Source organism: Rhodococcus sp. G-MC3 (assembly GCF_030063335.1).
Taxonomy (GTDB): Bacteria; Actinomycetota; Actinomycetes; order Mycobacteriales; family Mycobacteriaceae; genus Rhodococcoides.
Window position 1 is genome coordinate 52,559 of record NZ_JASISW010000026.1, and the last position, 9,756, is coordinate 62,314.

Annotated in this window: 7 protein-coding genes; 5 read left to right on the plus strand and 2 right to left on the minus strand. The window is 65.0% G+C overall.

Annotation, left to right across the window (positions count from 1 at the left end; genetic code table 11):
* Positions 1–85 precede the first annotated feature (85 nt).
* The 4 genes from QMK17_RS22715 to QMK17_RS22730 are packed head-to-tail and all read left to right on the plus strand — an operon-like array spanning position 86 to position 3,937.
* On the plus strand, positions 86–1,294 hold the full coding sequence (locus QMK17_RS22715; RefSeq protein ID WP_283511571.1) for an ABC transporter substrate-binding protein: 1,209 nt from the start codon (positions 86–88) through the stop codon (positions 1,292–1,294).
* Complete coding sequence (locus tag QMK17_RS22720; RefSeq protein WP_283511572.1) at positions 1,264–2,130, plus strand: ABC transporter permease subunit; 867 nt, start codon at positions 1,264–1,266, stop codon at positions 2,128–2,130. Before QMK17_RS22715 ends, QMK17_RS22720 begins: the two co-directional genes overlap by 31 nt.
* Positions 2,121–2,906: an ABC transporter permease gene (locus QMK17_RS22725; RefSeq protein ID WP_283511573.1), complete on the plus strand. Its 786-nt coding sequence runs from the start codon at positions 2,121–2,123 to the stop codon at positions 2,904–2,906. Before QMK17_RS22720 ends, QMK17_RS22725 begins: the two co-directional genes overlap by 10 nt.
* Positions 2,903–3,937 (plus strand): ABC transporter ATP-binding protein, encoded by a 1,035-nt coding sequence (locus QMK17_RS22730; protein WP_283511574.1) that lies wholly within the window; start codon positions 2,903–2,905, stop codon positions 3,935–3,937. Before QMK17_RS22725 ends, QMK17_RS22730 begins: the two co-directional genes overlap by 4 nt.
* A 7-nt stretch (positions 3,938–3,944) precedes the next feature.
* On the opposite strand, the gene QMK17_RS22735 is transcribed toward QMK17_RS22730, so the two are convergent.
* Positions 3,945–5,381: a radical SAM domain-containing protein gene (locus tag QMK17_RS22735; RefSeq protein WP_283511575.1), complete on the minus strand. Its 1,437-nt coding sequence runs from the start codon at positions 5,379–5,381 to the stop codon at positions 3,945–3,947.
* Positions 5,382–5,723: 342 nt separating this feature from the next.
* Between QMK17_RS22735 and QMK17_RS22740 the strand changes: the two genes are divergently transcribed.
* Complete coding sequence (locus tag QMK17_RS22740) at positions 5,724–6,446, plus strand: haloacid dehalogenase type II (RefSeq protein WP_283511576.1); 723 nt, start codon at positions 5,724–5,726, stop codon at positions 6,444–6,446.
* 205 nt (positions 6,447–6,651) lie between these two features.
* Here the strand turns inward: QMK17_RS22740 and QMK17_RS22745 are convergent, their stop codons facing one another.
* Positions 6,652–9,117, minus strand: a complete 2,466-nt coding sequence (locus QMK17_RS22745) for an excinuclease ABC subunit UvrA (RefSeq protein ID WP_283511577.1) — start codon at positions 9,115–9,117, stop codon at positions 6,652–6,654.
* Positions 9,118–9,756 lie beyond the last annotated feature (639 nt).

Below are 9,756 nucleotides of genomic sequence, written 5' to 3' on the forward strand. Positions count from 1 at the left end.
TCTGCAGTATCTTCGGACCAGGAGGCCCCCGTTGTTCTTCCGATCTCTCACCTCTCGGCCGAAAAGGTTCTCCGTATCGACCATAGTGATCGCCACGAGCGCCGGGCTGCTCCTGACCGCCTGTTCGGCTCCGGACTCCGCAGCGCCGCGCGCCGAAGCTCTGCCCTGGAACGAGATCGAGGAGCAGGCCCAAGGGCAGACCGTCTCGCTGTGGATGTACGGCGGCGACGAACAGGGCAACGCCTACGTCGACGACGTCCTCACCCCTGCAGCCGCCGAGGAAGGCGTCACACTGCGCAGGGTTCCAGTCGAGGACACCGCCGATGCCGTCAACCGCATCCTCTCCGAACGTCAGGCCGGTGTCACCGACGGCGAGGTGGACTTGGTGTGGGTGAACGGCGCGAACTTCGGCACCGGCAAACAGGCCGGGGCCTGGCTGTGCGGGTGGACGCAGAATCTGCCGAACATGGAACTGACCGATCCCGAGGACCCGTTGCTGCTCGACGACTTCGGGACGCCAGTCGACCAATGCGAATCCCCCTGGCACAAAGCGCAGTTCACCTTGGTCTACAACGCGGCAGCGATCCCGAACCCGCCGACGACGTTCGAGGGTGTGCTCGAGTGGGCGCAGGCCAACCCCGGCCGCTTCACCTACCCGGCACCGCCGGACTTCACCGGATCGGTCTTCGTGCGTGAAGCATTGGCGAGCGCCTCCGGCGGCGTCGACGAGATTCCGGCGCAGTTCGATAGTCAATCCTACGATCGCCTCACGCCGGCACTGTTCGACAGACTGAACGCGCTTGCGCCTTCGCTGTGGCGTGAGGGAACGACCTATCCGCAATCGTCCTCCGAACTGGACGCGCTCTATGCGGGCGGCCAGGTGGACATGACCATGACCTACGGACCGGCCACCCTCACTCAGTTGGTGGCCGACGGCACCTATCCCCCCGAGACCCGTGTACTCGCTCTCGACGAGGGCACCGTCGGCAACGCCAGCTTCCTCGCGATCCCGTCCACGTCGGGCAAGTCCGCTGCCGCGCAGGTGGTGGCCAACCTCGCTCTGTCTCCGGAGCAGCAGCTTGCCAAGTCCGAACCGGATGTGTGGGGCCAGTTCACCGCCCTGGACATCTCGCGTCTGACCCCTGAGGCTCGGGCGCAGTTCGAGGCTTTACCGGTCTCCCCGGTGGTGCCGCCGTACGAGGAGATCTCGGCGAATGCTCATACCGAACTCTCGGCGGACTGGGTATCACCGCTGGACGAGGGATGGCGACGAAGCGTGCTCGCCGGGCAGTGAACGCATCCCCGAAGAGCTGGCGCTCCACGATTGGGGTGATCCCTGCCGTGCTGCTGGTTGCCCTCGTCGTCGGCGGCGGTCTCGGGACCGTCGCGTTGCAGAGCCTGGGACTGATGCCGCTGGTCGGCACACCGGAGCTGTCGGTCGATGCGTACTCCGCTCTGGGCGATGAGCTGTGGCGGTCGGTGGCGCTCACCCTGTCTATCGCGGTCGTGTCGACTGCGTTGGCTACGGTGATCGGTCTCACTGTCGCGTTGACGGCACTGTCGGGTCGACGCGGCGCATTGGTCGCCGCGGGACTGACGGTGAGCGTGCCCCACCTCATCGGCGCGGCGGCGATGGCGCTGTTGCTCGCTGATTCGGGAATGCTGGCGCGCGTCCTCGGGGTGACCGACGGCGGCTGGCCGCAGGTCGTCGGCGGACCGTGGTGGATCGCGGTGGTGCTCGAATACGCCTGGAAGGAATCGGGATTCGTCGCCGTCGTCGTCGCCGGGACGTTGGCCACCCGGGTGGCGGCGTACGACGAGAGTGCAGCGACCCTCGGTGCCGGTCGGTGGGCACGTCTGCGTCTGATCACCCTGCCGCTCGCTCGGCCGGCATTGATCGCGTCGGCGGCGATCTCCTTCGCGTACACCGTCGGATCCTACGAAGTGGCCCGCATTCTGGGCAGGCCGTATCCGGAGCCATTGTCGGTCATGGCGGTTCGGTTGTTCACCTCCATCGACCTCGCGTCCCGTCCGCAGGCCGCGGCCGCCGCGACGATCGCCGCCGCCCTGACCATCGTCGTGGCCACCGCCGCCCTGCATTTTCTGCGCAGATCGGCGGCATGGAAATGACGCGGGCGCGATTTCTCTCCGGCCTCGGCCGGGCGCTGCTGGTCCTGTGGTTTCTGCTGCCACTGATTCCGGTCGCATTGTGGGCCATCAGCAATCGTTGGTCGTTTCCCGCTGTCACGCCCCAACAATGGGGATTCGACGGGGTGCGCAGCGCGCTCGCAGCCAGCGGCGTCGACGCGTTCGTCCGCTCGACGTCTCTCGCTCTCGCTGTGGCGGCTATTGCAACCCCGCTGGGCGCGTTGGCTGCTCGCGCGCTGGTCCGCGGAGATATACACATCCCGGGGGTGGTCGCCGCAATCCTGTTTGCTCCGCTCGCGCTGCCTCCCTTCGCTGTTGCGCTCGGTCTCGACGTGCTCGTGCTGCGGTCGCGTATCCCCAGCACGGTGGCGGTGATCGCCCTGCTGACGGTCGCGGCGCTTCCATACACGACGTACCTGATGCGAGTGGCGTTCGGCGCGTACGACATCGGTTACGAGGAGGAGGCCCGCACACTTGGGGCGTCGAGCGCCATGATCGTGCGCCGTATCCGCATTCCGTTGCTGGCGCCGGCGCTGGCCGGTGCGGCCTTGTTGGCCTTCCTGGTGGCGTGGAGTGACTACGTGATCACCCTACTGATCGGAGGAGGCAGACTGGTCACCGTTCCCGTCCTCGTTGCTTCCTTCGCCGCGGGGACCGGCAACGATTCGGTGGTGGCCGCACTGTCGGTCGCTGCCGTCGTTCCGCCGTTGCTGTTGGTGCTCATGCTCGCTCGACTGCGCCGTAGGGTGGTCCGATGAGTGTCGAGTTGTCCGTTCGCGGGCTCACCAAAGTGCATGCGGGTCAGCAGGTTGCGGCACTGAATGGAATGGACCTGACGGTGCCGCCGGGTTCGTGCACGGCGATCCTCGGCCCATCGGGCTCGGGCAAGAGCACCGCATTGCGATTGATCGCCGGATTGGATGTCCCGACGGACGGCACGGTGCACATCGACGGGGTTGACATCACCGGTACGGCTGCGGAAGAGCGGGGAGTAGGAATGGTGTTCCAGCGTCCGATGCTCTTTCCTCACATGTCGGTTCTCGACAACATCGGCTTCTCGTTTCGGGCTGCCGGGGACAGTCGCCGACGTTCGCGCGAGCGTGCCCGTGAATACCTCGATCTGGTGCACCTGGGGGACATCGGCTATCGCGCCGTGTCCGAGGTGTCCGGCGGACAGGCCCAGCGGGTGGCGTTGGCTCGCTCGCTCGCAGGCGCGCCCCGGGTGCTACTGCTCGACGAACCGTTCAGCGCGCTCGATCCCGGCCTGCGCACCGAGATGCACGATCTCGTCCGCGAACTGCGCTCGTCGTTGGATCAGACGTTGCTGCTCGTCACCCACGATCAGCAGGAAGCGGCCGTGTTGGCCGATTTGGTGGCCGTGCTCGTGGGCGGCCGGCTCGAACATCATTCCGATATCGCCACCGCCTACACGAGACCGAGCACACTGGCGGTATCGCGACTGATGGGCGGCATCAACGAAATCGAGGGGCACTGGGACGGAACCCGAGTGCACCGATCCGATCTCGGCGAACTCACGGTGGACGGTGTCGATGCGATGGACGCGGGCACGGCGGTGCTGCTGCTCCGGCACGAATTTATTCGGTTGGGAGACAAAGGAATTCCCGGCTTCGTCTCGGCGCTGCGGCCAACCGGTTTTCGTAGCATCGCGGACGTGACCGTCGGTTCGACAGTCGTGAAGGTCGAACTGCCGGCCGGTTCCAGTCTTGAAATAGGAGATGTTGTGGGACTTGACACTCCGGCCAAGGCGAGGTTCGTGGTCAAGAGGTGAGGCTTCGTCAGCTGCAGCAGCCAGGCGACGGAGGTTTCGCGACGGTCAGCGGAAGCAGTCGGCGCAATTGCTGGTTCTCACCCGGGTCGAGGACCGAATGCTGCACGCAGGCAGGTACGAGTTCTCCGGTTTCGGGATGCGCCATCGAGTAGGTGCACGCTGCCAGCCTTTGCTGCGTTTCCAACAGCACCGGATCGGATGCTCTCTCACCGGACTTCATCATGTCCCAGGCAGGACCGACATTGTCGGCGTCCATGAATCGGTGGACGACGAATGTCATCGGGCGAACCTGGTGGCGAGCGAATGCGATGAACAACTGCCGGAGCCCGCCGCATCGACGCAGTGCACTACGTACCCAACGCACCGCCACGAGCACACCTTGCGGATATCCGGCGAGCACTCGGAGCACTTTGACAACCAGAACAGGTGGGCGGGTGCCGCCGAAGTTCACTCCACCGAGGTGGGTGAAGAACTGGTCTCGGGCATCGACCTCCGCCTGCTGTGTCACATCGAGAAACGGGTGCCACCTGCGGCCAACCATGAATCCCAATGCTGTTCTGTTGCAACGTGGATCACCGAACTGAATCGAGTGGTAGGAAATCGGTTGCCGCATTCCCAGTTCGATCTGATTCCACACCGTATCGATATCGATCTCCCCGTAGCCGCCGGACCACCGGCGGGCGTCTCCGACGAACGCCGCAGGCTGAAAGGACACCATCGAGTAGCCGCCCATTCCGACCACGCTGTCGACAACGTCGGCCACTTCATCGATGTTGTCCGGGGCGACGGTCATGTTGTGAGCCAGATACGAGCTCACTCCGTGCTCGCTCTTCAATCGTGCGAACATCTCGGCGAATCGGCGACGGTACGGATGCAGTTCGGCCTCCGACCTGGGACGCGGAATTCCCCGTCGGCCGCGCATCAGTTTGTCGAAATGAACTGCGTACGAGACACGTCCGAAGCGGGTATGCCCGCCCTCGCCGACGACGACGGCCTGGAGATACTCGTAGTCGAAGTCGCCGTGCGTGAACGACATCGGCTCGCGGCCGTGCTCGCGCATGATCGTCAGTGCGGCCGCATGAACGCCCGGTGCGAGCAGGCTCACCTCGCCGCCGATCAGCTGAGCGTGCGCTCGCGGTCCTCGCCGGGAGGCGAGGTGTCTCATCTGTGCCGCCACTTCACGCAGGGTGTGCTCGCCGTCGATCCGGACCTTGTTGGCGTCCGCACTGTGGTAGCACGGACTGCACGTCAAGTTGCATTTTGGAAAGACACCGTGGGTGCCCTCGCACCCCACCGCATGGCGGCCGAGTGTTTGCGACGGCGTCCGTACCGCTGCGGGCAGGGCCGCCCACCGCTCGTCCAGTGCCGCGCGTGTCCGAGGGTCGACCGGGCGGGTACTCGTCCCGGCGCGGCCCACTGCCGCACGAATCTTCGACCACATCATGCCGGATCGGCTCCTGTCGGCTTTGGGGGCTCGACGACGCGGCCACCCGGTTGGACCGAAGGTCGTAGGCCGACTGGTATCCCTCGTCGGCGGAAGCGTGCTCGTTGCTGCACCATGCCGCGATTGTGCGTGAACGGCAGGTGATCATCGACGGAAAGACCCATGGACTCGAGTATGCACACACCGCCGCTGGCCCGAGCTGCGCTCACACGGTCGATATCGGCCGGACTCCGCGTGTGCGAATCCGGAACTCCCTCCATGGGCCAACATCGGACAGCGCTGTAGGTACGGTCGAAGTGAACCCGATACTTCGGAAGGTCCGGCGACAAGGAGCACCTTCGCGTGAATGCTGTCCCAGCTGTTCCCGGCCCCGACCACTCGGTGGGCGCCCCCAAGCCCCGTCGACCTTTGGTAATCGTGTTCGACGTCAACGAAACGCTGTCCGACATGACGGCGATGTCGGAACGGTTCACGAACGTGGGAGCGCCCATCCACTTGGCTTCGTTGTGGTTCGCCCGCCTCCTACGCGACGGCTTCGCGCTCACGGCAGCAGGCGCGTCGCGTCCATTCGCGGACGTCGGTTCGGGGCTGCTGCGAGTCATGCTCCCCGACGTAAAGCTCAACCGGCCTCTCGACGAGGCAGTGGAGCACATCATGAGTGGGTTTATCGGCCTCGACGTGCACGCCGACGTGACCGAGGGGGTCGAAGCATTGGCCAGCCTCGGAATCCGGTTGGTCACCCTCAGCAACGGCTCCACACACGTCGCCGAGGAACTACTCACTTCAGCCGGGGTGCGAAGCAACTTCGAGATGCTGCTGTCCGTCGACGCAGCCGGCGCGTGGAAACCCGCCGCCCACGCATACGAATACGCACTCGACCAGTGCGCCATCGATCCCGACGACGCCATGCTGGTGGCGGTCCATCCCTGGGATATCGACGGAGCGCACCGAGCCGGCTTGGCAACGACATGGCTCAACCGCACCGGCAGTGTGTACCCGCACTACTTCCACACCCCGGACGTGGAAGCGACGTCGCTCACGCAACTGGCGCGCCTGCTGAGCTGACCTGGCCCACGCCCGAAAGAGCCTGCCCGACTGCCGCAGTCTCGTACCGTGGATAGCCGGTGCAGTTCACCCGATCCGGTCCGGGCCCGACGATGGCCTCATCGCGAACGTCGGTGCAGTGCCAGACAACGCCGCGACCCAGCGCCGGCCGGTCCGAAATGGCTAGGGCCGGCCGAAGCACTACACGCCTGCCCAAGACAGACGGTCAGGATTGGAGGCGTCGGGCCAGGTAAGGGCCCGTGATGCTGTCCGCAGACGCCGCCACTTCGGCGGGCGTCCCGGTGGCAACCACGGTGCCGCCATTGTTGCCGCCGCCCGGTCCGAGGTCGATGACCCAGTCGGCGGAGGCGATCGCGTCCAAGTCGTGTTCCACCATCACGACGGTGTTGCCTGCGTCGACGAGGCGGTGAAGTTGTCGCATGAGTAGTGCGACGTCAGCGGGATGTAACCCGGCGGTCGGTTCGTCCAATAGATAGAGGGCGTTGCCGCGGCGGGCGCGCTGCAACTCCGTAGCGATCTTGATTCGCTGTGCTTCGCCGCCGCTGAGCTCGGTCGCGGGTTGACCGAGACGCACGTAGCCGAGCCCGATATCGCGCAGCGTCTCCAGACTGCGGGATGCGCCGGTGATGTCGGCGAAGAATCCTGCAGCCTCGTCCACCGACATGTGGAGCACCTCGGCAATGGATTTGTCGCGCCACGTCACTTCGAGCGTCTCCGGGGTGTATCGGGCACCGTGACATGTGGGGCAGGGTCCATACGTGCCGGGGAGGAATAGAAGCTCCACCTCGACGAAACCGTCGCCCTGACAGGTGGGGCACCGTCCTTCGGGGACGTTGAAGGAGAACCGGCCGGGCGCCCAGCCGCGCGCCTGGGCCTCGTCGGTGGCGGCGAACAGTTTGCGGACGATGTCGAACATTCCGACGTAAGTGGCCAGTGTCGAGCGAGGCGTGCGCCCGATGGGCCGCTGGTCAACTCGGACCAGCCGGTGGAACGTCTCGATCCCGGAGACGTCGGCCACATCGATCTCGATCTGCGCTTCCCCATCCTCCTCTGCCGAAGTCTCCAGTCGATGGCGCGCCACCTCGAACAAGACTTGGGTGACAAGCGTTGTCTTCCCTGAGCCCGACACCCCCGTCACTGCCGTCAGAACCGCCAGTGGGAACGATGCCGTCAGCTGGTACAGGTTGTGCCGGGTTACGCCGGTCAAAGTGAGCCAGTCATGGGTCGCGCGCGCGTCACGGTGGACTTGCTCCGCACGCCCGAAAAGATGCCGGCCGGTGATCGATTCCTCGATCTGTTCCAACCCGGCCACTGGCCCGCTGTACAACACGCGGCCGCCGCCCTCACCTGCGGCGGGGCCGATATCGACTACCCAGTCGGCCCGCCGGACAACGTCCATGTCGTGCTCGACGACGAACAGCGAGTTGCCTGATGCCTTCAGTCGGTCCAGGACGTCGAGCAGCGGCTCGGCGTCGGCTGGATGCAGTCCGGCGGATGGTTCATCCAAGACGTACACAACACCGAAAAGCCCGGATCGAAGCTGGGTGGCAATTCGCAGTCGCTGTGTTTCGCCGGGAGACAGCGTCGTCGAGCTACGTCCCAGCGACAGGTATCCCAAACCCAGCCCCAGCAGCACCTCGATCCTGGCGAGCAGGTCTGTGGTGATACGTACCGCCACCTCCGTGGCCTCCCCGGACGACGCCGACGGCGTCGCGGCGGCCATCCCTGATTGTTCGGCGACAGGGCGCAATACTCCGGCAACCTCGATCAGCGAGAGTGCGTTGATCCCGGCTATCGAATATCCAGCGACGGTGACATCGAGTGCGTCGGCCCGCAGCCCACTGCCAGAGCACTTCGGGCAGCGGACACTCTCGGTGAACTGCAGAGCGCGGTCACGCATCCGCTGACTGGCGGAGTCCGACAGGACATGCATGACATGACGGCGGGCGCTCCAGAACTTGCCTTCATAACTGTGGTCGACACGGTCGGCCTGCGGTTTGATGAACACCTTCGGCTGCTCATCGGTGTAGAGAAGCCATTCCCGGTCCTTCCGTCCGAGGGTGCGCCACGGCGCGTCGATGTCGATACCCAGACCGCTGACGATGCTGCGCAGGTTCGCACCCTGCCAGGCTCCCGGCCAGGCCGCGATCGCCCCCTCGCGGATGCTCAGCGACGGGTCGGGGACCAGCAGTTCCAAGGTGACGTCATGGAAAACGCCCAACCCACCGCATCGCGGGCAGGCTCCGGCGACCGTGTTGGGGGAGAACGCCTCGGCCTCCAGGAGCGACGCCCCGGCCGGATAGGTACCGGCCCGGGAGTAGAGCATGCGCAGCAGGTTGGACAAGGTGGTGATGGTGCCGACACTGGAACGTGAGCTGGGCGATCCCCGGCGTTGCTGCAGCGCAACAGCCGGGGGCAGACCGGTGATGGAGGCGACGTGCGGCGCGCCCACCTGCTGCAGTAGCCGACGGGCGTAGGGGGCAACCGACTCGAAGTAGCGTCGTTGCGCTTCGGCGTACAGGGTGCTGAACGCCAGCGACGACTTTCCGGACCCCGACACACCCGTGAACGCGACGAACGCATTGCGGGGGATATCGACATCCACCGCGGCGAGGTTGTGCTCGGTGGCACCGCGAACACGCACATATCCGTCCTCTGATGCGTCTGTCACCTCCCGAGCCTAATGGGAGTCTCCAGCTCAACGGAGGCTATCGAGCGAGATGCGTTGCACGAGTGGCATTCGACGTTGAATTTCCGGCCTTGTCGAGAATCAAGTGCTGTCTCTGCGCAGAATGTCCGATTTCTCGTTGGCGCTGGGTTCGGCGTGCTTGTTCGGTCAGTGTGAGTTCACCGTCTGCGCCGCCGTGGGCTGACGGTGTGGAGCAGAGGCGCGGTCCTCGAGACCGAGGTCGCCGAACTCCCGGGTAGCGCTTGCACCCACGGGTGGTGCAGGCCTGTGAGATACCCGTATCGGGGACGCATCAGCTCGTGACTACAACTTCATGACCCGCTACAGCTAGACGCCGATCTGCACCAGAGCGGTGCTCATTGACCACTGATGTGCGGGAATGCCCGTTGCACAGGTACTTCCGCCCGGCGAAGACCAGTGAACTGCTCTTCGGGGACCCGACCGTACCTCTCGAAACCGTCGCCGAGGCCACCATCGCTTCGACCTGACGGCTTTAAACCTGAATACACCGATGAAGTGACAACTGAGCGCGAGTTGTGAATACGAAATGCCCTGTCGTGGTGAAAGAATCAATCTTGTCTAGGGAAAGATTCGGCCACTACGAAGGGCATCTCGCAGATG

Coding starts and splice junctions, on each gene's coding strand:
- QMK17_RS22720 (WP_283511572.1), top strand. CDS start 1,264: ATGGCGACGAAGCGTGCTCGCCGGGCAGTGAACGCATCCCCGAAGAGC.
- QMK17_RS22725 (WP_283511573.1), top strand. CDS start 2,121: ATGGAAATGACGCGGGCGCGATTTCTCTCCGGCCTCGGCCGGGCGCTG.
- QMK17_RS22730 (WP_283511574.1), top strand. CDS start 2,903: ATGAGTGTCGAGTTGTCCGTTCGCGGGCTCACCAAAGTGCATGCGGGT.
- QMK17_RS22735 (WP_283511575.1), bottom strand. CDS start 5,381: ATGATGTGGTCGAAGATTCGTGCGGCAGTGGGCCGCGCCGGGACGAGT.